Genomic DNA, 22680 nt, shown 5'->3' with positions numbered 1-22680 from the left:
GGGGGTGTTGTGCGAAGGGGGTGGGTCAGGCGAGCAGCGAACGGCCGATGATCTCCTTCATGATCTCGGTCGTGCCGCCGTAGATGGTCTGGATGCGGCCGTCGGTGAAGGCCCTGGCGATCGGGTACTCCGCCATGTACCCGTATCCGCCGTGCAGTTGGAGGCAGCGGTCGGCGACGCGCTTCTGCAGTTCGGTGGCCCACCACTTGGCCATCGAGGCGTGCACGGCGTCGAGGGTGCCGTCGGAATGGTCGACGATGCAGCGGTCCAGGAAGGTGCGGGTGACGGCGCACTCGGTGGCCATCTCGGCGATCTCGAACCGGACGTGCTGGAGTTTGGCGAGCGGCCGGCCGAAGGCCTCGCGCTCCTTGACGTACCGCGTGGTGATCTCCAGCAGGTGTTCGGCCGCGGCGATCCCGGCGACCGCTATGCCCATCCGTTCCTGTGCCAGGTTGGTCATGAGGTGGATGAAGGCGCCGTCCCGTTCGCCGAGCAGGTTCTCCTTGGGGACGCGGACGTCGTGGAAGAACAGTTCGGCGGTGTCCTGGGACTTCTGGCCGATCTTGTCGAGGTTGCGGCCGCGTTCGAAGCCCTCCGCGCCGCGTTCGACGACGATCAGCGACAGTCCCTTGGCGCCGCCCTCGGGGGTGGTTTTGGCGACCACGATCACCAGGTCGGCGAGGATGCCGTTGGAGATGAAGGTCTTGGAGCCGTTGAGCAGCCAGTGGTCGCCCTTGTCCTCGGCGGTGGTGCGGATGCCCTGGAGGTCGGAGCCCGCGCCGGGTTCGGTCATGGCGATGGCGGTGATGGTCTCGCCGCTGCAGAATCCGGGCAGCCAGCGCCGCTTCTGCTCGTCGGTGCCGAGTCCGGTGAGGTAGGGGCCGATGATGTCGTTGTGCAGGCCGAGCGCGAGGCCGGGGGTGCCGGCCCGGGTGAACTCCTCGGCGAGGACGGCGCTGTAGCGGAAGTCGGGGTTGCCGCCGCCCCCGTACTCCTCGGGCATCGCGAGGCCGAGCAGCCCCTGCCGGCCGGCCGCGAGCCACGCCTCGCGCGAGACGATGCCGGCCTTCTCCCACCGCTCGTAGTGCGGGAGGACCTCCTTGTCGAGAAAGGTGCGCACGGTCTCGCGGAACGCGTCGTGCTCTTCGGTGAAGATCTGCCGCTGCACTGCGGGCCTCCTGGAGCCGGGTCCTTGCGGTGGAGAGAGGTGCCGCGGGGCCGTACAGGCCGGCGGCGGGAAGAAGCTCATCGGCCGGCGGGGTCCGCCCGGTCGTCCGCGAGGCCGGGCACGGCCCAGTCGGCGGCGACGGCCTCGGTGTCCGCGCCGGGGCGCGCGGGCCCGCTGCGTACGGAGACGGGGGTGGCGGAGAAGCGCGGCGCGGGGGCGGGCTGGGTGAGGCCGCCGTGCTCGACGAAGGTGGAGCGGGCGGCGAGGTGCGGGTGGTGGGGCGCCTCGCGGAGCGAGAGCACGGGGGCGACGCAGGCGTCCGTGCCCTCGAACACCTCGGTCCACTGCGCGCGCGTCCGGGTCCTGAACCGGTCGGCGACGGCCGTGCGCAGTTCCTCCCAGCGGGCGATGTCCCCCCGGTCCGGGAGCTCGTCCCCGATCCCGAGGAGTTCGACGAACTCGTCGTAGAACCGCTGCTCCAGCGGGCCGACCGCCATGTACTGGCCGTCGGCGGTCTCGTACGAGCCGTAGAACGGGCAGCCGCCGTCCAGGAGGTTGGAGCCGCGCCGGTCCTGCCAGCCGCCGGCCGCCAGCATCCCGTGGATCATCGTCGCGAGGTGGGCGGCGCCGTCGACGATCGCCGCGTCCACGACCTGGCCCCGGCCGCCGGGGGTGCGGGCGTGCTGGAGGGCGGCGAGGACGCCGACGACGAGGTAGAGCGAGCCGCCCGCATAGTCGCCGACGAGGTTGGCCGGGAGGGTGGGCGGCTCGCCGGGCCTGCCGATCATGGAGAGCGTGCCGGAGAGGGCGATGTAGGAGACGTCGTGCCCGGCCCGTTCGGCGAGGGGCCCGTCCTGGCCCCAGCCGGTCATCCGCCCGTACACGAGCCGCGGGTTGCGGGCCAGCGCGGCCTCGGGGCCGACGCCGAGGCGTTCGGCGACGCCCGGCCGGTATCCCTCGATCAGGATGTCGGCGCGTTCGGCCAGGTCGAGCACCCGCTCGGCGCCGCCCTCGGCCTTGAGGTCGACGAGCACGGAGCGCTTGTTGCGGTTGGTGAGGTCGTACGCGGGGTCGATGCCGAGCCCCGCTCCCCCGGGCCGGTCGACCCGGACGACGTCGGCGCCGAGGTCGGCCAGGAGCATCGCGGCGAACGGGCCGGGGCCGATGCCGGCCAGCTCGACCACCCGCACCCCTGCCAACGGACCGTGCGAGCCGTGCCCTGTCGTTGCCATCAAGCCCCCAGCGGTATGACACAACTGATGTAACATCGATGATGCTAAGAACGCACCGCGCTCCGCACAACCCCTGGGGCCGAGCAAGCGCTTAGCGCCTCTCGTCCGGATCATGCCGGGCCGATCCGGACGAAAGACCCTGGGACCTCCTTCCGGGATCCTCCCCCACGATCCCCGCCCCGCCGTTCACCGCCACGGCCCTCGCGCGGACCCGCGCCGTTCACCGCCCCGAACGCACTGCCCTCCTCCGTCCGCCCCGGCCGTCTCCTCCGTCCGCCCCGGCCGGGGCCCGTCCCGTACGCATGCCGGTGTCCGGCCACCCCCGACGGGGCGGCCGGACACCGTTCACCGGTCGTGCGGCAGGGGTCAGCGGGGCCAGCCGCAGTGCACGTGGCGGCTGTGTCCGGCGTCGCCCGGCCCGAGGACCTCCGGCGCGCCGAGCTTCTTGCAGGCCGCCATGAACTGCTTGTGCGGGGCGCCGCTGCCGACGTGCCGGCCGTTGATGTGCGTGATGTCGAAGGCGATTCCGGCGTAGTGCCTGGAGTTGCTGCTGTGGTCGCCGCCGACGATCTCGGAGACGGAGATCCGGTAGCCGTACTGGGTGCGCAGCTTCAGCAGGCCGTTCAGCATCCGCGGGTCGAGGGCGACCCGCCGGTTGGGCTTGTCGCCCCACGGGCTGGTGAGCGCTCCCTTGCCGTTCGCCGTGTCGACGATGTTCTGCCGGGCCGTCGAGCCGGCGTGCTTGCCGCCCGGGTGGACGGTGGCCAGGACGATCTGCTTCTGGGCCAGGATCTGCTTGGCCAGTGCCGCCCTGTCGCCGCCGGACGGGGTGCCGCTCAGCAGCGCCGCCCAGGTGCGGGCGCCGACGACGCCGTCGGCGGTGAGACCGGCCGACTTCTGGAACGCCTTGACCTTCGCCGTCACCGCGGCGGTGAACGCCCCGTCGACGGCCACCGCCTGGCCGCGCGCCTTCAGCAGGGTCTGCGCGGCCTTCACGGCCGGTCCCTTCGCCCCCTCGCGCAGGGTGGTGACCAGCCGGGACCAGGTGCCGACCCCCACGACGCCGTCCACGGTGAGGCGCTGCGCCTTCTGGAACGCCTTCACCCCGGCCGTCGTGGCCGGACCGAAGGAGCCGTCGACCGCCAGCGACTGTCCCCGCGAGTTCAGCAGGTGCTGGAGGGCGGTGACGGAGGTGCCCTTGGCGCTCGCCCGCAGGGTCGGCCAGTCGGCCGCCGCGGGGGCGGTCCGGAGGCCGGCGGCGGCGGTCCGGGCCGCCGGGGCCTCGCCCGCGGTCGCGAGGGACGCCGCGGGGCCGGTCAGCACGGCGACGGCGGCGATTCCGGCGACGAGCCGGGCGGCGGTGCGACGGGGAAGGGCGGCGGCGGAGAACGTGGACATGGTGGACATGGGTGACTCCTCGGTGTGGGTGGTGACGGTGTTCCGGTCGGTGGTGCGGGCGAGCCGGTGGATGGTGCGGGCGGCATGCCCGGTGAGGTGGGTGGTACGGGCGGCGGCTCGGGAGGTCCGGGCGGTCCGGGGCATGGCGTGCGTGGTGCCGGGTGCGGGCCTCATGGGCGGGAGCGCAGGACTGGGAAGTCGTGGGCCGGTCACGGGGTACCGCCCTCGGCCATCGCCCGCAGCTCCGCCGGGCTGCCGCGGAAGACGTCGCGGTCGACCGGCCCGTCGATGCCCGGCACGGCTCCGTCCTGGGTGTGCTGCCAGAAGGTCCAGGACCGTCCGGCGCCGGGCACCTGGTGCGGTTCGTCCGATCCGCTGCCGTACCGGGCGAGCCACAGCGGGTGCCCGGCGAACACCTCGCCCTTGCCGCCCATGCACTCCTTCACGAAGGACGCCCGGGTGTAGACGATCGGGGTGACCCCGAGCTCCTTCTTCACCTCGTTCAGGAAGGCCCGCACCTGCGCGGCGCGCAGCGCCTTCGGGCAGATCTCCCCACCGCCCTTGGCGGGCAGCTTCTCCACGTCGAGCACCGGCGGCAGTTCGCCCGCCCGGCCGCCCCGGTAACCGGCGGCGCGGACGGTCGAGACGAAGTGCCGGGCCTGGGCCGCGCCGTCGGTCGTGCTCCGGGGGTGGAAGAAGTGGTACGGGGCGCGCAGCAGCGAGGTCCTGGAGGCGGCGGCGTAGTCCCGGGCGAACCAGCCGTCCTTGCCGGAGACCCCTTGGGTGGCCTTGAGGAAGGCGAAACTGTTGGAGGCGGCCACCCGCTCCCAGTCGATCGGGGTGTCCCCCGTCCCCTTCCGCTCGTGGTTGTAGTGGCTGGTGTCCACGCCGGTGACCCCGTACGACGAGGGCGGCGCGGCCTCGACCGCGGGAGCGATCACGCCCAGCGCGACCAGGGCCGCTCCCACGACCGTGCCGGTCAGAGCGACACGCACTCGTACGGGTGATGTCGGATGCATATGCAGATCTCCTTGTTTCTCGGGCGAAAGGGCCACGGCGTCCCCGTCCGCCGCGAACGCGCAGGCAGGAGCACCCCTTCGAAGGGGTGGGAACGGGGTGGGGTTCGCGGGGCTCCCGGGCCGGCCGCTCCTCAACTGTGCAGCACGCGACGGCGCTTTCACTACGATCTGCGTCCCGCGGGTCGATGCGCCTATGCACGCTCCCGATGCACGGCGTTGACCTGCGGCTATGCACACGGAGAGTCGGGAAGGCACGATGACGGACAAGACGGCGGCGGGCCACGGGCCGCATCCGGGGCGAGCTCTCGCGGAGTTACTGAGGACCTGGTGGGAGTCGTCGGCGCGCGACGGCCGCGAGAAACCCACCCAGCAGTCCCTCGCCAAGCGGCTGGGGATCGACCAGACCACCCTGTCGCGCTATCTGAATCCTTCTCACTCCTCCAACGCGCCGCGCAGGATCGTCGAGCAGCTGCACACGGTGCTGCGGGCCCCGGCCGACGACCTGGCCCGGGCGTGCGCCCTGGCGGAGGCGGCGGCCGGGGCCGCGCCGGGCCGCCGACGCACCGCGGTCGCGCAACCGCCCGGTCCGTCGGCAAAGAGCGGTGCGGCGAGGAGCGCCGGGTCCGCGGCGGTCGGCGCGAAGGAGGCCGTGACGCCCGCCGGTTCCGGTACGGGGGAGGCCCCCGGGTCCGCGACGGCCGGGACGGACACGGCCGGAGCCGGGGCGGGGGCCGGAGCGCCCGCCGCCGTGGGGCCGGTCGACGCCCCCGGTCCCGGGGCCCGGCGGTGGGACCGCTTCCCCGTGGCATTCCCGACCCTGGCCGTCTCGGCGCTGCTCCTGCTGGTGTTCGGCGGGCTGGCGTGGTGGGCGGCGCCGGCCCCGGGCCGGAACGACGCCAAGACGACGGCGGAGGTGACGGACCGTCCGTCGGAGGGCACGGCCTGGCCCCTGGCCCGCAAGGGCAACGTGCTCTGGAAGGCCCGTACGGTGCAGTTGCTGCTGCGGGCGCACGGTCACGACGTGAAGGTCGACGCCGACTACGGTCCCGCCACCGCGGAGGCCGTGAAGAAGTTCCAGTCCGCGCACGGACTGACCCCGGACGGCAAGGTCGGGAAGGACACCTGGCCATTGCTGATCGTGGCGATCGACTCGGGCACGAAGGAACCGGAGGCCATCACGGCGGTGCAGTACCTGCTGCACCAGGCCGGGGTGCCGACCGACAGCACCGGTGCCTACACCCCGTCGACCATGCGCTCGTTGAAGGAGTTCCAGGCGTCCCGGAACCTGCCGGTGACGGGAGTCGGGGACGAGGACACCTGGCGCGCGCTGCTCAACGCCCAGGGCCCGGACCAGCACAAGTGACCGGGCGGGAGGGGGCAGCGGTCGCCCCGGGGGGTCAGAGCATCCAGGACACCAGCGTGCAGACCATCGAGACGGCCCAGACCACTCCCGCGACGATGCCGAGCGTCATCCCCACCGCGACCCGGCGTTGAGCGAGGTAGACGGTCCCGGGGCCCATGGGTGTTCGATGTTCGTTCATGCGTACCAGTCTGCCGGTCGGGACTGACAGACCTCATCCGTACCCGTACTCAGCCGGTACCGCGGTACTCAGGCCGTCGCTTCCCGCAGGGCCTTCCGGCACAGGGCGTCGGCCCTGCGGGTGGTTTCCGGCTGACGGAAGTCCCGGGCCAGCCACAGGGTGTGGGCGCACGCGTTGTCGAGGCCGGTGCGGTGCCCGACGGAGACGAAGACGGGTTTGACACCGGCCCGGGTGCGCAGGGCCCGGCCCACCTCCTCCTCCCCGTCGAGCAACGGCGACCAGTCGCCGCGGCGGGGCCCCGGCTGCTCGTACGAGAAGGTGAACGGGTTCTTGGCGACGCCGATGACCGGGAGTCCGGTGAGCACCCCGAGGTGGCTGGCGAGGCCGAAGCGGCGCGGGTGCGCCAGGCCGTATCCGTCGCAGATCACGAGCCCGGGGTCGACCGGCAGGGCTTCGAGCGCGGTGAGCACGGTCGGTATCTCCCGGAAGGCGAGGAGCCCGGGGACGTACGGGAAGGTGACCCGGCCGACGGCGGTGGTCTCGGCGAGCACGTCGAACGTCGCCCCGTCGAGAACGACCGCCGCCGCGACGACGACGTCGCGTTCGTCGTCGTAGGCCACGTCGACCCCGGTGACCCGGCCCGTGCCGGGCGGCGGTCCTGGTTCGTCGAGCACCAGCCGGGCGCGCAGGGTCTCCTGGATGGCTCGTGCCCCGGCCTCGTCGGCGGGCATCGGGAAAGTCGTCATGATGCGGTCGAGTTTAGGTCTTTCGTTCGGGCCGGGCCGGATCGGTGAGCGGGGCCCGGTGCAGGCGCTCGCGGGCCGGCCGGTCCGTCGGCGGGGACGGGGCGGGCTGCCCCGTCCCGGAGCCTGACGATCATGTTTGTACTCGAACTGACCTACACCGCCCCCGTCGAACGCGTCGACGCGCTGCTCCAGGACCATGTGGCCTGGCTGGAGGCGCACTACGCGGCGGGGGTGTTCATCGCGTCGGGCCGCAAGAACCCCCGCGACGGCGGGGTGATCCTGGCCGTCGGGGACGACCGCGCCCGGATCGAGGAGATCACCTCGGCGGACCCGTTCGTGACCGAGGGTGTGTGCGCGTACCGCGTGACCGAGTTCATCGCGACGAAGACCTCGGACGAACTCGCCCCGTACCGCCAGCAGTTGCCCGGCTGAGCACCACGGCCCGGCGGGCGGCGCCGAGCGGCCGCCCGCCTTCACGGATCAACGGATCAGTGACCGGGGCGCCCCGCGTGGGCCACGCGCCCCTTCTCGCCCGCGGCCCAGCAGCCGCCGTCCGGGGTGCAGTCGACGGTGTCGTACGACCCCGTGTCGACCGTGCGCCAGGTACGGCCGCCGTCCCGGGTGAGGTCGGTGCCCGTCGGGCCGACCGCCAGCGCGGCCGACCTGCTGTGCGGCAGCCAGGCCACGCCCGAACGGTAGGCGGTCGGCGGGGTCGTGGACCGGCGCCAGGTACGGCCGGCGTCGCCCGTCACCGCCGCGGCGTCCGGCGACGCCTCGCCCGCCCGGTAGTCGCCGCCGACCGCGATGCCGTGGTGGCGGTCGCGGAAGGCCAGCCCGAAGACGCCGCGCGCCGGGTCACCGGCCGGGATCGGCGACACGGACGCGGTCCAGGTCAGTCCGCGGTCCGCGGAGTGCAGCACCCGCGCGGTGGCGGCGCCCCCGGTCGCGAGCCAGACGTCACGGGGCCCCGACGAGACCAGGCACTGGCCGCTGGCGGCGAACCCGGCCTCACCGGGCTGCGCCTCCGGCATGCCCTCGGTGGGCAGGACCCGCCAGCTCCGGCCGCCGTCCGCGGTGGACAGGATGCGGTACTTCCCGTCCACCGGGTCGCTCATCGCGAGCCCGTTCCGGCTGTCGAAGAAGGTGAGGCAGTCGTAGAAGGCACGGGCGTCGGTGTTGCGGAACGACTCCGTCCAGGTCGCGCCCCCGTCGTCCGTGCGGAACACCCTGGACGCCTCCCCCTCGCCGATGGCCAGGGCCACCGCGCGCCGGGCGTCGAACGCCTCGATGTCGCGGAACTCCAGCTCCTCCTCGGCCGCACCCGCGGGTGACACGTCGCGCCAGTGCCGGCCGCCGTCCACGGTGCGCAGCACCGTGCCCTTGGAACCCGCGACCCAGGCGGTGCGACGGCTGACGGCGGCGAGACCGCGGAACCGGGCGTCCGTGCCGGTGTCGGTGAGCGTCCAGGTCGGCCGTTCGCCCGGCCGGTGCTGCTCCTGCGGCGTTGCCGCGGTCGCCGGTGTGGCCAGGGTCGCGGCCAGCGCCGCCACACAGAGCCCCCATGACATCAGTCGTCTCTTCTTCCCCATGACACTCATGGCGCTGGAAGCTAGCCCACCCGTCGCGGCCCGTCCAGGGTGAGCTGCCGCGAAGTGGGCAGGCGACCGGGTGCGCCGGTACGCGGTGATGCAACTCACGCCGTCTCCCAGTGCACGGACAGGAGGATTCCGTCGTCTTCATCAGTACCGGCAACCGTTCGTCCGGCCGAGAAAGGGAGCAGGTCTTGTCCACCGTCATCGAGCAGTCCGTGCAGGCCCGCATGGTCGCGTCCGCGCCGCGGATGGAGACCCTTCCCGCCACCCTGCAGTACGACCCGAGCGATCCGTTCGCCGTGCGCATGGCGTTCCCCGCCCCGGCGACCCTGGAGGGGACCGAGGTCTCCTGGGAGTTCTCCCGCGAGCTGCTGGCCGCGGGCATCGACGCGGCGGCCGGCGTGGGGGACGTACGCATCCGGCCGTTCGGATACGAGCGCACGGTCCTGGAGTTCCACGCCGAGGAGGGCATCGCGATGGTGCACGTGCGCACGGCCGAGCTGCGCCGTTTCCTCGACCGGGCGCAGGAGACGGTGCCGGTCGGCGACGAGCACCGGTTCCTGGATCTCGACCGGGGTCTGGCCGACCTGCTCGGCGGGCCCCACTGACGCCGCGCCCCACGGGGCCGGCGCCACCCGCCCGCCCCTGACTCCGACGGCCCCGGTGGCCGGGGCGGCCGCCCCGGCCATCGGGGCCTCTCCCGTCGCCCTCGATCCTGTTCCCGGCCACGACCTCGGCCTCAACCCCGGCCTCGATCTCGTTCCAGACCGCGCCCTCGTTCCCGATCTCGCCTTCACCACCGTCTCCGCCCCTCCCCCGCCGGTTTTCACAGACGGATAAATCAGGACATGAGCGCCCCCGGATCGGCCATCGAGCACGCCTTCAGGAAGCTGCCACCCCTCACGGACCTGCATGCATGACAGCGCGTTACCGGCTTTCTGGGAGGCCGACTTGGATCCGGGCTTACCTCCGCTTTAACCTACGGTCTCGTAACCTACGTATCCGTAGGTAATTCTCCCGTCCCCAGGAGTCCCCCGTGACGATCACCGCTCCCCACCTCGGCAGTCCGAAGGCGTGGACCGACGCCCAACTGCTGTACGCCCTGGAAGAGGTGGTGGAGAAGGAACTCAACCGTCATCTCAAGGTCGCCAAGGACTGGATGCCCCACGAGTACGTGCCGTTCTCCGACGGGCGGAACTTCCCGGGCGTCTTCGAGGACGGCGAGGCGTGGCGGGCCGATCAGTCCAAGGTCACCGACATCGGCAAGATCGCGCTGGTGGTGAACCTGCTGACCGAGGACAACCTCCCCAGCTACCACCACGAGATCGCCTCCCTCTTCGGCCGTGACGGCGCCTGGGGCACCTGGGTGCACCGCTGGACCGCCGAGGAGGGCAGGCACGGCATCGTGATGCGCGACTACCTGCTCACCTCTCGCGCCGTCGACCCGGACAAGCTGGAGCAGTTCCGGATGGCGCACATGGCGGAGGGGTTCGAGTCCGACAACCGCCACTCGATGCTGCACTCCGTGGCGTACGTCGCCTTCCAGGAGCTCGCCACCCGCGTCTCGCACCGCAACACCGGCCACCAGTCGGGCGATCCGGTCTGCGACCGCATGCTGGCGCGCATCGCGACCGACGAGAACCTGCACATGGTCTTCTACCGCAACCTGCTCGGTGCGGCCTTCGAGCTGGCCCCCGACCTGACGATGCAGGCCGTGCGCGACGTCGTCGTCAACTTCCGGATGCCCGGTCACGGCATGCCCGGCTTCGAGCGGGCCGCCGCGCAGATGGCGATCGGCGAGATCTACAACATGCGCATCCACCACGACGACGTGATCCAGCCCGTGCTGCGCTACCTGAAGGTCCTCCACATCGACGGCCTCGGCCCCGAGGGCCTGAAGGCGCAGGAGGAACTGGGCCTGTACATGGGCGGTCTGGACTCCGAGGCCGCGAAGTTCGACGAGAAGCTGGCGGCCCGCAAGGCGCGCATGGCCGCGCGCGCCATGGCCTGACCCCTCCCCGAACGGCCACGGGCCCGTCTCCCCCGGCGGGAGCGGGCCCGTCCGGGCTCACGTCGTGGCGTGCAGGTCCTGCGCGTAGTGCTCGATCGCCGCCCGGTACCGCCGTACGTACGGGTCGTCGCTGCTCGTCGCGAGCAGTTCCAGCAGCAGTCGCATGGCTTCGTGGTGCTCGCCGGTGTTGAAGAGGGCCATGGCGAGGAACGTCCGCAACGCCCCGTCGTCGGGGAACCGTTCGAGACCGGCGCGCAGGAGCCCGACCGACTCCTCGTACCGGCCGAGCACGCGGTAGGTGCTTCCGAGGCCGAGGAGCGCGCCCCGGTGGTCCTCCTCCGACAGCCCGTCGCCCTCCAGGGAGCGTTCGTAGAACGGCACCGCCTCGGCCTCGAGGCCGAGCGTGTCGTGGGCCCACGCGGTCTGGTACGCCACCTCGGCATCGGCCGGGAAGGCGGCGGAGAGGGACAGCAACTGCTGCCGGGCCTCTTCCTTGTGCCCCTCGGTGCGCAGCCGTACGGCTGCGGCGAGCAGGGCGTTTCTGTCCTGATCCGTCATGCGGACATCGTGCCAGGCCGGCGGCGGCCGTCCGGGGCGGGGCCGGAACGGTCCGGGCCCGGGGTGGACGGTCCGGGTCCGGAACCGACGGGCCGGGTTCCCGGGACGGGCGCGGCGGCCGATGGGCCCGGGCTCAGGCCCGGCCGCGACCGGTTCTGCGCAGCCGCTCCCGCTCCTTCTCGGAGAGCCCGCCCCACACACCGAACCGTTCGTCGTTGGCGAGGGCGTACTCCAGGCACTCCCGCCGCCCCTCGCAGGCGTTGCAGAGCTGCTTGGCCTCGCGGGTGGAGCTGCCGGGGGCGGGGAAGAAGAACTCGGGCCCCGCCTGGGCGCACAGCGCTGTCTCCTGCCAGGCGAGTGCGGTGTCGGCCGCGGTGTTGATCAGCATGGGATCCACCGTGCCCGGTCGCGATAAACAACCGATCAACGCTTCATCAATGCGGCGCGCCGACGTGTTTCGGCCGACTCCGCGAGGTCCGGGTACCACCCCGGCGGTACGGAACCGGCCCGTGTTCCCCACCGCTCCGTCGCCCCGGGCGTCAGTCTGCCACCGGGCCACCCCGTGCGCGCAACCCCGCCACTCCGAGCACGGGGGCGGCAAAACGGCCGGGAGTCCCGGAAAGGGCACGTGTGTCCCGGGCCGGCTGCCGGAAGCGGGGTACGCATGTCCTGGCCCGGCTGTCGGGGGCGGGGCACGTTGCGGTGTCCCGCCCCCGACCGGTCAGCGCGTCACTCCCAGGGCGGGGAGCACCGTTTCCGCCACCCGGTACGCCTCCTCCAGCAGCGGGTTGCCGGAGAGGATGAAGGTGTCGACGCCCAGGTCCTCGAACTCCTTGAGGCGTTCGACGACCTGTGCCGTCGAGCCGACGACGGCCGTGCCGGGGCCCGGCCGGAACAGGCTCATGCCCGGCCACAGGTTGGGGTGCGCCTCCAGTTCCCGCGCCCGGGCCGGGACCTTGCCGCCGTGCTGGCGGAACTGGCGCTGCCAGCCCACGCCGTCCTCCCCGGCCCGGCCGCCCAGCTGCCGGGCGTACGTGGCGTCGCTGGTGACGTCGAGGAGCCGGTCGGCCGCCGCCCACGCCTCGTCCTCCGTGTCCCGGACGATGAGGTGGAGGCGGAGCCCGATCCTGAGCGTGCGGCCGTACGCGGCGGCCCGCGCCCTGACCCGCTCCAGCTTCTCCTTGAGCAGGTGCGGGGGTTCGCCCCAGGTCAGGAAGACGTCCACGTGCTCGGCCGCCATCTCGATGCCGGGGGCGGACGAGCCGCCGAACCACAGCGGGACGTGTGATTCCTGGACCGGTTTCAGGTCCCCGAAGGAGGCACCGGCGTTCTTCAGGTCGTAGAAGCGGCCCTTGTGGTCGAAGACCTCGCCGGCGGTGAGCCGCTTCACGATCGACCAGTACTCGGCGCTCAGTTCGTACCGCTCGTCGTGCTCCACGTGCAGCCCGTACTCCTGGAGGGCCTTCGTCGAGCCGTTGACGACGTTGAACCGCAGCCGGCCGCCGAAGAGGGTGTCGAAGCTGAGGGCCATCTTGGCGAGCAGGGTGGGCGAGATCAGGCCGGGGTGGACGGCCAGCAACGGCTTGAACGCGGTGCTGGTGGAGGCGGCCAGCGCGCTGCCGAGCGGCCAGACGTCGTACAGGTCGGTGGCGAGCAGCGCGCCGCTGTAGCCGAGGCGTTCGACCGTGCCGGCGAGCTGGGCGAGGTAGCCGAGGTCGACCGGGCGGCGCCCCTCGGGTTCCCAGGGATAGGCGCCTTCGCGCGGGATGACGTACCAGAGGACTTCGGTCGCCATGTCGTCACGCCGCCCGGTCCGCGTCGGCACCGGCACCTGCTCCGGCGCCGGCCAGGGCATGGGCGACGGTGACGGGGCGTTCGATGAAGCCGATGCGGTGGAAGATGTCGGCCGCTTCCTGCTGTTCGGCGATGAAGGCGTCGGTGACGGGCTCGATCCTCCACGGCAGGGCGCGCAGCGCGGTCTCCCAGTCGTCGGCGGATCCGCCGAGGTCGGCGGCGGCGATCTCGGCGGCCTGCCGGGGGTGGGCCGCCGCCCAGTCGTCGGCGCGCTGCAGGGCCCGGGTGAGCGCCTCGACGACCTCGGGGCGGTTCTCGGCCAGGTCGCGGCGGGTGAAGAAGACGGAGCGGTCGGTGATGACGTCGCCGGTGCGGATCAGGGTGCGCAGTCCGCCGGTGCGGCGGGCGGCGGCCAGTCGGTCGCCCTGGGCCACCCAGGCGGCGATGGCTCCGGTGCGCAGCAGTTCCTCGCTGTCGTCGCCCCCGCGGACGGCGGTGATGTCGTCGGCGTAGGAGAGTCCGGCGTCGTCGAGCGCCTTGGCGATCAGGTGGGTCTGCCAGGAGCCGATCGCGAGGTGGACGGTGCCGCCCCTGAGGTCGGCGACGGTGCGTGCGGGGCTGTCCTGGGGGACGAGGAGCGCGCCGTGTTCGGGGCGCGGGGCGGAGACGGCGGTGTAGACGATGTCGTGTCCGGCCGCCTGGGCGGTGACGGGCGGGGTGGAGCCGGTGCCGCCGAAGTCGATGACGCCCCGGCCGAGGAGTTCGCCGGTGCGGACGCCGTCGGTGTACGGGTGGAAGACGACGCTCTCGCCGAGCGGGGCCAGTTCCTCCCGGGCGAGGCCGAGGCGGGAGAGGTGGTACAGGTGGTAGAGGGACGGGTTGCTGCTGTGCACACCTATGGTGATGGTCATTCAGATCACTCCGACTTCGGTACGTTCGGGGGCTTCGACGGGGTTCGGGGTCGTCCCGGAAGGCGTGGCGGGCCCCACCCCGAGGTCTTCGAGGAGGCGGCGGCGCAGGGCCGCGAAGGCGGGGTCGCCGGGGTCGCGCGGCCGGTCGACGGCGACCGGTTCGTCGGTGACGAGCCGGCCCTCGCGCAGGACGGCGATCCGGTCGGCGAGGCGTATCGCCTCGTCGACGTCGTGGGTGACGAGGAGGACGGCGGGCCGGTGCTTGCGGCACAGCTCCCCCACCAGGTCCTGCATCCGCAGCCGGGTCAGGGCGTCGAGCGCGGCGAACGGCTCGTCCAGGAGCAGCAGTTCGGGTTCGCGGACCAGGGCGCGGGCGAGGGCGACCCGTTGCGCCTCGCCGCCGGAGAGAGTGCCGGGCCAGGCGTCGGCGTGCCGTTCCAGGCCGACCTCGGCCAGGGCCCGCAGCCCGTGCCCGGCCCTGTCGCGCGGCAGGGCGACGGTCACGTTGGCGAGGACCTTTTTCGACGGTACGAGACGGGGTTCCTGGAAGACGACGGTGCGGGCCCGGGGGACGAACACCTCGCCCCCGTCGGCCGCGTCGAGCGCGCCCAGGATGCGCAGCAGGGTCGTCTTGCCGCTTCCGCTGGCGCCGAGCAGGGCGACGAACTCGCCCCGGGCGATGTCGAGTCGGAGGTCGTCGAGGACGGCGCGGTCGCCGAAGACGCGGCGCAGTCCCCGTACCCGTACCGCGGTCCGCGGGGTCGGTTCGGTGGTGGTCATCGGGTGGCTCCCTGCGGGGTGCGCCAGGGCATCAGTACGCGCTCCAGGAGCCGTACGACGACGTCGGCGGTGAGTCCGAGCAGTCCGTAGACGAGGATGCAGACGGCGAGGACGTCGGTGCGGGCGTAGCTCTGCGCCTGGGACATCAGATAGCCGATGCCCGCGGTGGCGTTGATCTCCTCGGCGGCGATCAGGGCGATGACGCTGAGCGTCATGGAGAGCCGCAGTCCGGCGAGCAGGGAGGGCAGGGCGCCGGGCAGGACGACCTGGCGCACGAGGGCGAGGCGGCCCATGCCGAAGCTGCGCATGGCCTCGATGAGTTTGGGGTCGGTGGCGCGCACCCCGCTGGTCGTCGACACGTACATGGGGAAGGTGGTGGCGACGGCGATGAGGAGGATCTTCGCGGTCTCGTTGATGCCGAACCAGACCATGAACAGGGGCACCAGGGAGAGGAACGGGATGGTGCGCAGCGTCTGGATGGAGGAGTCGAGCAGTTCGTCCCCGAGGCGGCTGAATCCGGTGGTGACGCCGAGGGTCAGTCCGGCCGTGAGCCCGATGAGGAGGCCGAGTCCGGAGCGGGTGAGGGAGGTGGTGAGTGCGTCGGGCAGTTGCCCGTTGCCCCACAACTCGCCCACCGCGCGCAGTACTTCGGCGGGCGAGGCGAGCACGTCGGGGGTGAGCAGTCCGGTGGCGGACGCCGCCCACCACAGGGTGAGGAGGGCGATCGGGCCGAGTGCCCGGACGGTCGCGGAGTGGGCCCGGCCGCGGGCCCGGTACCGCCGGGGCTGCGGCCGGACGAGGCCGGGGGGCGGGGCGGTTTCGCTCATTTCAGCTTCTCGATGTCGAGGAGGTGGGCGGCGACGTCGACCTTTTCCGCGGTGACCTTCTGCTCGGCGTAGAAGTCGGCGACGGCCTCGAAGCGTTCGATGTCCTCGGGGCCGATGGGGCCGACCGTGCCGCCCTGGCGGGTGAAGCGGGTCTGGACCTCCTTCGCCCTGCCGGTGACGGCGGTCGGGCCGACGTCCGTGAAGACGTTGAGGTACGCGGCCGGGTCCCGCTTCTCCTCGGCGCCGGCCTCGTGGAGGTAGCGGTAGAGCGCCTTGACGATCTCGGGGTGCTGTTCGGCGAATTCGGTGCGCACCGCGTTGAGGCTGTAGTTGTCGGAGCCGATCGCGGCGCCGTCGGCGACGAAGTGGGCCTTGCCGCTGCCGATCTCGGCCACGGCGTACGTCGCCCACACCGCCCAGGCGTCGACCTGGCCGGCGTTGAAGACGGCGGCCGTCTGGTCGGGCCGCAGATGGACCCGCTCGACCCGGTCGGCGGGGATGCCGGCTTTCGCGAGTGCCTTCAGCAGCAGGTACTCGCCGGTGCCGCCCTGGTTGACGGCGACCCTCTTGCCGACCAGGTCCTTGATCGAGGTGATGCCGGAGTCGTTCTTGACGAGGATGCCCTCGCCCGCCGCGTCCGGGTCGGTCGCGGTGAAGAACTTGAAGCCGGGGCGCTGGGCGAGCGAGGTGATGCCGGAGGTGATGGAGCCGGTGGCGATGTCGAGCCGGCCGGCGTTCATCGCCTGGGCGGCCGGGGCGAAGGGGCCGGCGCTGCCGGTCCAGCGCACCTCGGCGCCGACCTTCGCGAGCGCCTCGTCGAGGCTGCCGTCCTTCTTGCCGAGGGCGAGCACCCCGGAGTTGCCGGGGTCGGGGATGCGGATCTCGACCGTTTTCCCGGCGCCGGAGCCGCTGTCGGCCTCGGAGGTGCCGCAGGCGGTGAGGGCGAGCAGTGCGGTGGCGGTGAGGAGCGCGGGGGCGATGGTCCTGCGTGGTGATCGGGGGATGTTCATGGGGCGGGGGTCCTCACAGCTCGGGGTCGGACGGGCGGGGTGCGGGCGGGGTGGCGGGCAGGGCGGCGGCGCGGCGCAGCGGTTCGGGGTCGGCCCAGGCGGTGACGTCGACGGGTTCGGGCAGGAAGCCGTGGGCGCGCAGCCCGGCCTCCTGTTCGGCGAGGAGGGCGAGGCGGGCCGGGGAGAGGTCGGGGTGGAGGGTGCGGTGGGTGCCCGGCCGGTAGGCGCCGGCGACCCCGTCGGCCCCCGCCCCGGTCTCGGCGCCGAGGATGCGGGCGACCTCACCGGGCTGTCCGGCGGCCCAGTCGGCGGCCCTGAGCAGGACGGCGAGGAAGCGGTCGACGAGGTCGGGGCGGTGGTCGAGGAGTTCCTGGTGGACGGTGATGGGGCGTGGGGTTCCGTTGTTGATCCGGAACCGGGGGTCGGCCAGTTCGTCGAGTTCGACGGCCACCTCCGCGCCCGCCCGCCGCGCGGCCTCGACGGCCAGTGCTCCCTTCACGTACACGGCGTCGACGTCGCCGCGGCGCAGCGCCGCCAGTTCGGCGGCCCACTGGCCCTCGTGCCCGGCGGCGGGGACGTCGACGAACTCGGCGTCGTCCGGCCCGAGTCCGGCGGCGGCGAGCGCGCCCTCGAAGCCGCGCAGCGCCATGGCCCGCCAGAAGTCGATCGCGATGTCGTGCGCCGGGACGGCGAGCCGGAGCCCGCGCAGGGCCTCGGTGCCCCGGATGCCGGAGCCGGGCGCGACGAGCACGGCCTGCCGTTCCTCGATCCAGGTGAGGCCGATCAGCCGGGTCCGTTCCCCGCGGGAACGGGCCCACAGGGCGGGGACGTTGCCGCCTTCGCGGAAGAGGCCCGGCAGGGCGTGGGTGAAGTGGGCGGCCCGGTCGGCGCCGGGTGCGGCGTCCTGGAGGGAGCGCACCGCGATGCCGTCGCGGGCGAACTCCTCGGCGAGCCAGTTCCGGTCGGCGGCGATGCCGGTGGCGGTGGGGACGGGGCAGCGGGTGAACCAGAGCGTCCTGGGCAGGACGGCATGCGTCATGGGGGTGTCTTCCCGGAAGTCGGCGAAGCGGATGAGTGGTGGCCCGTACGCCGGGATGTGGGCACTGGGTACGGCCGAGGGCCCCGGCCGCGCGGTGGCGCGACGGAGGGGAAGGGGAGAACGCGAAGGAAAAAAGGGGAACGCGAGGGGGTCAGCGACAGGTGGCGCTGGAGACCCGTGCCAGATCGATGTGGCGGCGCAGCGTCAGGGTGAGCAGGGACGGAGCGGCGTGGGCGGGGGTCGCGGTTCGGCGGCCGGCCATGGCACTGCTCCCTTCTGCTCGTCGGTGCTGACGTGCTGCACACTGCCACGCCCCGCGACCGCCGCACAACTCGCTTCCCATGATGTGGGATTCGGTGTGAACGCAGTGTTTCACCAGCCGGTTTCCCGGCGCTCCGGCTCCCGTAGTGTGGCAACTCGACACCCCCTGCCACCCCCTCATGAGCGGAGAGTGAACCGATATGACCGAGGCCGCGGCAGTGCGCGCGCCCGGTGGAGCGCAGGCGGTCCGGCGCGCCCTGGACGTCCTGCACTGTTTCCACGACAACGGCCCCGACCTCAGCGCCTCCGACCTCGCCCGTCGTCTCGGCCTCTCCACCTCCACCGCACACCGGCTGGCCCGTACCCTGCTCGGCGCGGGCTTCCTGGAGCAGGACCTCCGTACGTCCCGCTACCGGCTGGGCCCCGCCGTGACCGAGCTGGGCCGGCTCTCGTACCACCAGCGCGGTCTGCATCTGGCCGCCCCCGAGCTGAGCGATCTCGCCGAGCGCACCGGCGCCACGGTGGACCTGGCGCTGCGCAGCGGTCCCCACGCGGTGATCGTCGCGGGGGGTTCGGTCACCCCGAAGGTGGGGCTGCGCAGGCCACTGCACTCCACGGCGCTCGGCAAGGTCCTGCTGGCCTGGGCCCGGCCGGGCGAGGGCGGCCCCTTCTCGCTTCCTCCGCTGCCCGCCTTCACGGACCGCACGATCGTCGAACCCGCACTGCTGGAGGCGGAGTTGGCGAAGGTACGGGCCGATGCCCACGCCCTCAACGACGGCGAGTCGGCCCACGGGGTACGTACCCTGGCGGTTCCGGTGCTGGACGGTGCGGGGTACGCCCGCTTCGCCCTGGCGGTCCGGGCCACACCGGCCGTGATCACGGCCGGGCGCACCGGCTGGTTCCTGGCGCAGGCCCGTTCCTGCGCCCGCGCCCTGGAGGTGCTGCTGCTCTCCCCGGCGGAACGGCGCCCGCCCGCCCCCTGAGCCGGCGGCCCTGTCGGTACCGCGTGGCACGATATGAACCGGCCGGGGCGGGTGCCGGGCAGGACGGCGGCCGGGCCGCGGGGACAAGAGGGACGTACATGACAGAGGCCGTACCGACCGGGGCGGACGCGCCCACGGGGAGGGTCGCCCGGGAGCTGCTGGTGCGGGCCGAGCGGCTGCTGGAGACCGCGCGCGCCGTGCGCGCCGACCACACCCGCGCCGTGGAGGCCGTGCGGACCGCGCTGAATCCACTGGTCGACTCCCTGGTCGGCCAGGAGCTCGCCGTCATCCCCGTCTCCCGGCTCAGGGACGTCACCGAGGGCAGGCTGCGGATCGGCGCGATCGAGCAGGCCGGTCTCACCACCGTGGGTCTGGTGCACGGGGCGAGCCGCTACGAGCTGCGCCAGATCCCCGGGGTCGGTGCGCAGACCGCCGACCAGGCCCTGGCCGCCGCCGGGCAGATCGCCCACGCGGTGCGGGACACGGTCACGGTCCGGCTGGACGTGGACGCCCCGGACGAGGCCACGACCGCGCTGGTCACCGCGTTGTACCGGCTGGTCGAAGCCGGTCCCGCGGTCCGCCGCGCGGTGGACGCGGCGGGCCGGCTCGTCGGGCGCCTGGAACCCCTGCTGGCCGAGGCGGCACCGGCCGGGGCGCGGCTGCGCATGCTGTTCGCCCGGCGGCAGACCCGTTCCCAGGTCATGGCGGCCGTGAGCGGGGTGCAGGAGGTCGTCGCCGAGGCGGCCGGGCGCGAGCTCCCGGCGCTGTTCGGGCAGGTCTCGGTGGATCTGCTGCGGGAGGCGGAGTCGGACGTCGCGGCGTGGGTGGACTTCGAGCTGCGGTCCGCCGAGTACTACGGCCTGATCGCCGAGCTGTCGGGCACCGGGCCCGACCGGGACGCGGCCGAGGGGTTCCTCCCGTCCGCGATGGCGGACCGGGTGCGCGATCTGCGGCTGGACGACGCCCGGCTGCGGGTCTCCCTGCGCGGTTACCAGTCGTTCGGCGCCCGGTTCGCGCTCACGCAGAAGCGGGTGATCATCGGTGACGAGATGGGGCTGGGGAAGACCGTCCAGGCCATCGCCGCGCTCGCGCACCTCTCAGCGCGGGGCGAGACGCACTTCCTGGTGGTCTGCCCGGCGAGCGTGCTGATCAACTGGGCGCGTGAGGTCCGGGCCCGTTCCACCCTGCCCGCCCTGCCGGTGCACGGCCCCGAGCGGCAGGGCGCCTTCGACGAGTGGCGCCGCACAGGCGGGGTCGCGCTCACCACGTTCGACGCCCTGCACACCCTGCCGGACGCCCGGGACTGCGGCATACGGCCCGGGATGCTGGTGGTCGACGAGGCCCATTACGTCAAGAATCCCGAGACCCGGCGCTCCCGGGCGGTCTCCGGCTGGACGCAGCGCACCGACCGGGTGCTGTTCCTGACCGGTACGCCCATGGAGAACCGGGTCGAGGAGTTCCGCAGCCTCGTCCGCCACCTCCAGCCCGAACTGGCGCCCTCGATCCACACCACCCACGGGGCGGCCGGTTCGCTCGCGTTCCGCAGGGCGGTCGCCCCGGCCTATCTGCGGCGCAACCAGGAGGACGTGCTGGCCGAACTCCCGGCGGTGGTGCAGGTCGACGAGTGGGAGGAGTTCAGCCCGGACGACCTCGCCGCCTACCGGGAGGCCGTGGGCGCCGGGCAGTTCATGCGGATGCGCCGGGCGGCGTACGCCCGGCCCGCCACGTCGGCGAAGCTGAACCGGTTGCGCGAGCTGGTGGCCGAAGCCGCCGACAACGGGCTCAAGGTGGTGGTGTTCTCGTACTTCCGCGAGGTGCTCCTCACCGTCGGACAGGCCCTGGATTCCCGGGTGTTCGGCCCGTTGACGGGAAACGTTCCGGCCGCCCGGCGGCAGGGGCTGATCGACGACTTCGCCGCCGTGGACGGCCATGCCGTGCTGCTGAGCCAGATCCAGGCCGGCGGGGTCGGGCTGAACATGCAGGCGGCGTCGGTGGTCATCCTCTGCGAACCGCAGATCAAACCGACCATGGAGCACCAGGCGGTGGCCCGCGCCCACCGGATGGGGCAGATACGGACCGTCCGGGTGCACCGGCTCCTGGCGACCGACAGCGTCGACGAACGGATGCTGGAGATCCTGGCCCGCAAGGAACAGCTGTTCGACCTGTACGCCCGGCGCAGCGATGTCGCCGAGACGATGCCGGACGCCGTGGACGTGTCGGACGGGGCGCTGGCCCGGCGCATCGTCGAGGAGGAGCAACTGCGCCTGGCCACCGGGGCGGACGGGGCGCGGGCCGAGGGGGATGACGCGGTGGCGGAGGCGTCCGCCCCGGCCGGGGCGGAGGGGGGCGCGGCCCCGGCCGAAGCGACCCGGGAGAACTGACGGCCTCCCGCGTCAGTTCCCGTGCGCGTCCTTGTCGGGTGACGTCCTGTCGCCCGCGGCCGTGCGGTGGGCCGTCGCGCCGTGCGGCCCGTGGCCCGGCACGGGGACCCTCCCGCGGCCGGACCGCACCCCACCGGTTGCACGTACGCGCAACTGGAGGAGGTGGTGCGGTGGTACGACCTGACCGGGAGGGTTCTCAGCCGGCTGACGGCGTCCCGGACGGGGTGGCGCACGGGTCCTCGGTCGTTCCCGGGTCGGGCGACGGCTCCTCGGCGCCGCCGGACGGGTCGGCCGGGTCCGGGCTCGGGCTCGGCGAGTCGGTGGGGCAGGCCGGGGCGGAATCCGAGGGGCTGGGGTCGGGGCTCGTGCCGGGGTCGGGGGTGCCCGGTCCGCTGTCGGTCGGGTCGGGCGAGGGGCTGCCCGGTCCGGTGGGTTCCGGGGAACCGGTCGGGTCCGGGGAGCCGGTGGGCGATCCGGAGGGGTTCGGGCCGGTGGTCGGGGACGGAGACGGGCCGGGCGATCCGCCGGGCTGCGGGCCCACGATGATGCCGCCGCCCGTGCCGGGGCCCCCGACCGGGTGCTTCGGCTTGTTGGGGCCGCCCGCGCCGGGGCTCTTCGGGACGGTGCCCTTGCCGTCGGCCACCGTGTGGACGCCCTTGCGGTAGAACTCCAGCCAGGACAGCACGGTGCGCAGATAGGTGTCCGAGTGGTTGTAGCCGAGGATCGCCCGGTCCAGGTCGGCCTTCACCGACAGGTCGCGGGGGCCGGCGCACAGGTAGTGCCCGGCGGCGAGGGCGGCGTCGTAGATGTTGTTGGGGTCGCGGCGGCCGTCACCGTTGCCGTCCTTGCCCCAGCGCGCCCAGGTGGAGGGGATGAACTGCATCGGTCCGACCGCCCGGTCGTACGTCCGGTCGCCGTCGTACGCGCCGCCGTCGGTGTCCCGGATGCGGGCGAATCCGGAGCCGTCGAGCACCGGGCCGAGGATCGGGGTGGTCGTCGTGCCGTGGGCGTCGACCCGTCCCCCGCCCGCCTGGCCGGACTCGACCTTGCCGATCGCCGCGAGCAGTTGCCAGGGCAGGCGGCATCCGGGGTCGGTCCGGCCGAGGGCGCCCTCCGCCTTGCGGTAGGCGGCGAGGACGGTGGCCGGGATGCCCGCCTCGGTCCACGAGCGGACGGCGTCCGGGTTCCGCTTCTTCCCGGCCCTCGGCGGCTCGGGCGACTGCAGCGGGGGCAGTTCGGTGTGGTACGAGTCGTCGTTGGGGACCTGCGACCACGTGACCTCGTCGGCCTCCCGGCGCTCCTTCGCGGTCGGTTCGTGGCCGGCCGGTGACGGTGCCTGGGACGCGGTGAGCGCGGCCATCGCCGCGACGGCGGCCGCCGTGCCGCCGAGTCCGCGGCGCATCGTGCCGTTGAACCTCATGCGTGCTCC

At 73.2% G+C, this 22680-nt stretch carries 23 protein-coding genes; 6 read left to right on the top strand and 17 right to left on the bottom strand.

From position 1 onward, the window contains the following. Positions 1-25: 25 nt before the first annotated feature. The 4 genes from OCT49_RS30720 to OCT49_RS30705 all read right to left on the bottom strand — a co-directional run bounded on the left by OCT49_RS30720 (position 26) and on the right by OCT49_RS30705 (position 4817). Positions 26-1168 carry an acyl-CoA dehydrogenase family protein gene (locus OCT49_RS30720; RefSeq protein WP_283855064.1) on the bottom strand — a complete coding sequence of 381 codons (1143 nt, stop codon included), beginning with the start codon at positions 1166-1168 and terminating at the stop codon, positions 26-28. 77 nt (positions 1169-1245) lie between these two features. After that, positions 1246-2400 (bottom strand): CaiB/BaiF CoA transferase family protein, encoded by a 1155-nt coding sequence (locus OCT49_RS30715; protein ID WP_283855994.1) that lies wholly within the window; start codon positions 2398-2400, stop codon positions 1246-1248. Between the two features lie 366 nt (positions 2401-2766). Continuing rightward, the gene (locus OCT49_RS30710; RefSeq protein WP_283855063.1) at positions 2767-3972 is read right to left on the bottom strand and encodes a peptidoglycan-binding domain-containing protein; all 1206 of its coding nucleotides are present in this window, start codon (positions 3970-3972) and stop codon (positions 2767-2769) included. A 35-nt stretch (positions 3973-4007) separates the two neighbouring features. Then, on the bottom strand, positions 4008-4817 hold the full coding sequence (locus OCT49_RS30705; protein ID WP_283855062.1) for a glycoside hydrolase family 25 protein: 810 nt from the start codon (positions 4815-4817) through the stop codon (positions 4008-4010). A gap of 256 nt (positions 4818-5073) precedes the next feature. Here OCT49_RS30705 and OCT49_RS30700 point away from each other — a divergent pair, with 256 nt between their 5' ends. Continuing rightward, positions 5074-6180 carry a peptidoglycan-binding protein gene (locus OCT49_RS30700; RefSeq protein ID WP_283855061.1) on the top strand — a complete coding sequence of 369 codons (1107 nt, stop codon included), beginning with the start codon at positions 5074-5076 and terminating at the stop codon, positions 6178-6180. A gap of 34 nt (positions 6181-6214) precedes the next feature. Here OCT49_RS30700 and mmpA read toward each other — a convergent pair whose 3' ends face one another. Further along, a complete protein-coding gene (gene mmpA / locus OCT49_RS30695) occupies positions 6215-6358 on the bottom strand; it encodes a morphogenic membrane protein MmpA (RefSeq protein WP_187438959.1) in 144 nt (47 codons plus the stop codon). Positions 6359-6426: 68 nt separating this feature from the next. Then, positions 6427-7104: an endonuclease V gene (locus OCT49_RS30690; protein ID WP_283855060.1), complete on the bottom strand. Its 678-nt coding sequence runs from the start codon at positions 7102-7104 to the stop codon at positions 6427-6429. Positions 7105-7236: 132 nt separating this feature from the next. Between OCT49_RS30690 and OCT49_RS30685 the strand changes: the two genes are divergently transcribed. After that, the gene (locus OCT49_RS30685; protein WP_283855059.1) at positions 7237-7536 is read left to right on the top strand and encodes a YciI family protein; all 300 of its coding nucleotides are present in this window, start codon (positions 7237-7239) and stop codon (positions 7534-7536) included. A 56-nt stretch (positions 7537-7592) separates the two neighbouring features. On the opposite strand, the gene OCT49_RS30680 is transcribed toward OCT49_RS30685, so the two are convergent. Continuing rightward, positions 7593-8702: a WD40/YVTN/BNR-like repeat-containing protein gene (locus tag OCT49_RS30680; RefSeq protein WP_283855058.1), complete on the bottom strand. Its 1110-nt coding sequence runs from the start codon at positions 8700-8702 to the stop codon at positions 7593-7595. A gap of 185 nt (positions 8703-8887) precedes the next feature. On the opposite strand from OCT49_RS30680, the gene ssgD reads away from it, so the two are divergent. Continuing rightward, positions 8888-9304 carry a spore wall synthesis regulator SsgD gene (gene ssgD / locus OCT49_RS30675; RefSeq protein WP_283855057.1) on the top strand — a complete coding sequence of 139 codons (417 nt, stop codon included), beginning with the start codon at positions 8888-8890 and terminating at the stop codon, positions 9302-9304. 428 nt (positions 9305-9732) lie between these two features. Continuing rightward, positions 9733-10707: an acyl-ACP desaturase gene (locus OCT49_RS30670; protein WP_283855056.1), complete on the top strand. Its 975-nt coding sequence runs from the start codon at positions 9733-9735 to the stop codon at positions 10705-10707. A gap of 57 nt (positions 10708-10764) precedes the next feature. Here the strand turns inward: OCT49_RS30670 and OCT49_RS30665 are convergent, their stop codons facing one another. The 9 genes from OCT49_RS30665 to OCT49_RS39895 form a co-directional block, all read right to left on the bottom strand. Then, entirely contained in the window at positions 10765-11265 is a 501-nt protein-coding gene (locus OCT49_RS30665; RefSeq protein ID WP_283855055.1) for a tetratricopeptide repeat protein, read from the bottom strand. 133 nt (positions 11266-11398) lie between these two features. Beyond that, complete coding sequence (locus tag OCT49_RS30660) at positions 11399-11653, bottom strand: WhiB family transcriptional regulator (protein ID WP_283855054.1); 255 nt, start codon at positions 11651-11653, stop codon at positions 11399-11401. A gap of 333 nt (positions 11654-11986) precedes the next feature. Then, complete coding sequence (locus OCT49_RS30655; protein WP_283855053.1) at positions 11987-13060, bottom strand: LLM class flavin-dependent oxidoreductase; 1074 nt, start codon at positions 13058-13060, stop codon at positions 11987-11989. A gap of 4 nt (positions 13061-13064) precedes the next feature. Then, entirely contained in the window at positions 13065-13970 is a 906-nt protein-coding gene (locus tag OCT49_RS30650; protein WP_283855052.1) for an ABC transporter substrate-binding protein, read from the bottom strand. Continuing rightward, positions 13971-14750 (bottom strand): ABC transporter ATP-binding protein, encoded by a 780-nt coding sequence (locus OCT49_RS30645; RefSeq protein ID WP_283855051.1) that lies wholly within the window; start codon positions 14748-14750, stop codon positions 13971-13973. Continuing rightward, a complete protein-coding gene (locus tag OCT49_RS30640) occupies positions 14747-15577 on the bottom strand; it encodes an ABC transporter permease (RefSeq protein WP_283855050.1) in 831 nt (276 codons plus the stop codon). Before OCT49_RS30640 ends, OCT49_RS30645 begins: the two co-directional genes overlap by 4 nt. Further along, entirely contained in the window at positions 15574-16587 is a 1014-nt protein-coding gene (locus OCT49_RS30635; RefSeq protein WP_283855049.1) for an NrtA/SsuA/CpmA family ABC transporter substrate-binding protein, read from the bottom strand. The genes OCT49_RS30640 and OCT49_RS30635 overlap by 4 nt, the downstream gene beginning before the upstream one ends. A 13-nt stretch (positions 16588-16600) precedes the next feature. Beyond that, positions 16601-17626 carry an ABC transporter substrate-binding protein gene (locus OCT49_RS30630; RefSeq protein ID WP_283855048.1) on the bottom strand — a complete coding sequence of 342 codons (1026 nt, stop codon included), beginning with the start codon at positions 17624-17626 and terminating at the stop codon, positions 16601-16603. 151 nt (positions 17627-17777) lie between these two features. Beyond that, positions 17778-17888 (bottom strand): putative leader peptide, encoded by a 111-nt coding sequence (locus OCT49_RS39895; protein WP_349632810.1) that lies wholly within the window; start codon positions 17886-17888, stop codon positions 17778-17780. Positions 17889-18087: 199 nt separating this feature from the next. On the opposite strand from OCT49_RS39895, the gene OCT49_RS30625 reads away from it, so the two are divergent. Then, complete coding sequence (locus OCT49_RS30625) at positions 18088-18870, top strand: IclR family transcriptional regulator (protein WP_283855047.1); 783 nt, start codon at positions 18088-18090, stop codon at positions 18868-18870. 98 nt (positions 18871-18968) lie between these two features. Beyond that, complete coding sequence (locus OCT49_RS30620; RefSeq protein ID WP_283855046.1) at positions 18969-21251, top strand: DEAD/DEAH box helicase; 2283 nt, start codon at positions 18969-18971, stop codon at positions 21249-21251. Positions 21252-21447: 196 nt separating this feature from the next. Here the strand turns inward: OCT49_RS30620 and OCT49_RS30615 are convergent, their stop codons facing one another. Next, positions 21448-22671, bottom strand: a complete 1224-nt coding sequence (locus OCT49_RS30615) for a lytic transglycosylase domain-containing protein (protein WP_283855045.1) — start codon at positions 22669-22671, stop codon at positions 21448-21450. Positions 22672-22680 lie beyond the last annotated feature (9 nt).

The sequence above is a fragment of the Streptomyces sp. ML-6 genome (genome assembly GCF_030116705.1).
Lineage (GTDB): Bacteria > Actinomycetota > Actinomycetes > Streptomycetales > Streptomycetaceae > Streptomyces.
Note: the sequence above shows the minus strand (reverse complement) of the source record. Positions and strands in the feature narration are given on the sequence as shown.

Coding starts and splice junctions, on each gene's coding strand:
- OCT49_RS39895 (WP_349632810.1), bottom strand. CDS start 17,888: ATGGCCGGCCGCCGAACCGCGACCCCCGCCCACGCCGCTCCGTCCCTG.
- OCT49_RS30630 (WP_283855048.1), bottom strand. CDS start 17,626: ATGACGCATGCCGTCCTGCCCAGGACGCTCTGGTTCACCCGCTGCCCC.
- OCT49_RS30620 (WP_283855046.1), top strand. CDS start 18,969: ATGACAGAGGCCGTACCGACCGGGGCGGACGCGCCCACGGGGAGGGTC.
- OCT49_RS30645 (WP_283855051.1), bottom strand. CDS start 14,750: ATGACCACCACCGAACCGACCCCGCGGACCGCGGTACGGGTACGGGGA.
- OCT49_RS30625 (WP_283855047.1), top strand. CDS start 18,088: ATGACCGAGGCCGCGGCAGTGCGCGCGCCCGGTGGAGCGCAGGCGGTC.
- OCT49_RS30700 (WP_283855061.1), top strand. CDS start 5,074: ATGACGGACAAGACGGCGGCGGGCCACGGGCCGCATCCGGGGCGAGCT.
- OCT49_RS30685 (WP_283855059.1), top strand. CDS start 7,237: ATGTTTGTACTCGAACTGACCTACACCGCCCCCGTCGAACGCGTCGAC.
- OCT49_RS30635 (WP_283855049.1), bottom strand. CDS start 16,587: ATGAACATCCCCCGATCACCACGCAGGACCATCGCCCCCGCGCTCCTC.
- OCT49_RS30650 (WP_283855052.1), bottom strand. CDS start 13,970: ATGACCATCACCATAGGTGTGCACAGCAGCAACCCGTCCCTCTACCAC.
- OCT49_RS30680 (WP_283855058.1), bottom strand. CDS start 8,702: ATGAGTGTCATGGGGAAGAAGAGACGACTGATGTCATGGGGGCTCTGT.
- OCT49_RS30705 (WP_283855062.1), bottom strand. CDS start 4,817: ATGCATCCGACATCACCCGTACGAGTGCGTGTCGCTCTGACCGGCACG.
- OCT49_RS30660 (WP_283855054.1), bottom strand. CDS start 11,653: ATGCTGATCAACACCGCGGCCGACACCGCACTCGCCTGGCAGGAGACA.
- mmpA (WP_187438959.1), bottom strand. CDS start 6,358: ATGAACGAACATCGAACACCCATGGGCCCCGGGACCGTCTACCTCGCT.
- OCT49_RS30710 (WP_283855063.1), bottom strand. CDS start 3,972: ATGAGGCCCGCACCCGGCACCACGCACGCCATGCCCCGGACCGCCCGG.
- OCT49_RS30640 (WP_283855050.1), bottom strand. CDS start 15,577: ATGAGCGAAACCGCCCCGCCCCCCGGCCTCGTCCGGCCGCAGCCCCGG.
- OCT49_RS30690 (WP_283855060.1), bottom strand. CDS start 7,104: ATGACGACTTTCCCGATGCCCGCCGACGAGGCCGGGGCACGAGCCATC.
- OCT49_RS30715 (WP_283855994.1), bottom strand. CDS start 2,400: ATGGCAACGACAGGGCACGGCTCGCACGGTCCGTTGGCAGGGGTGCGG.
- OCT49_RS30655 (WP_283855053.1), bottom strand. CDS start 13,060: ATGGCGACCGAAGTCCTCTGGTACGTCATCCCGCGCGAAGGCGCCTAT.
- OCT49_RS30665 (WP_283855055.1), bottom strand. CDS start 11,265: ATGACGGATCAGGACAGAAACGCCCTGCTCGCCGCAGCCGTACGGCTG.
- OCT49_RS30615 (WP_283855045.1), bottom strand. CDS start 22,671: ATGAGGTTCAACGGCACGATGCGCCGCGGACTCGGCGGCACGGCGGCC.